The organism is Pseudomonas sp. KB_15 (assembly GCF_052114525.1).
GTDB lineage: Bacteria > Pseudomonadota > Gammaproteobacteria > Pseudomonadales > Pseudomonadaceae > Aquipseudomonas.
Genome location: NZ_JBFREX010000260.1, coordinates 1 through 416 on the forward strand (window position 1 = coordinate 1; position 416 = coordinate 416).

1 protein-coding gene is annotated in these 416 nt (G+C 70.4%); it reads right to left on the reverse strand.

The features are described from left to right. Nucleotides 1-278, reverse strand: a 278-nt coding sequence (locus AB4Z35_RS30780) for a Bug family tripartite tricarboxylate transporter substrate binding protein (RefSeq protein ID WP_442101270.1), incomplete at its 3' end; no start/stop codon positions are given. Between the last annotated feature and the right edge of the window lie 138 nt (nucleotides 279-416).

Consider the following 416-nt stretch of genomic DNA (forward strand, 5'->3'; position numbering starts at 1 on the left):
GGATTGGCGCGCGCCACGATGGACCCGCCRATGGTGCCGCCCGCGCCGGGSYKGTTGTCCACCACCATCGGCTGGCCCAGCGCCTCGCCCAGTTTCTGGCCCACGGCCCGGCCGATGATGTCGGTGGTGCCGCCCGAGGCGAAAGGCACGACCAGCGTGATCGGCTTGGACGGCCAGCTATCGGCGGCGAAGGTGGGGATGGCAGGGAGGGCGGCACGGGTGGCGGCGGCGCCAAGGCAGGCCTTGAGCACGGCACGGCGCGGCATGCGGATGGTCATGCGGGTCTCCGGGGGATTTTCTGGATATGTAATCCCCCCACTGTACTGAGACGTCCGCGTCACAACCAGCCCCACGCCGGCGGGAGGTCTTCAGGATTTGTGAAGGGTCGCCCCGGGCCAGCGGCCCGCCGTTACCAG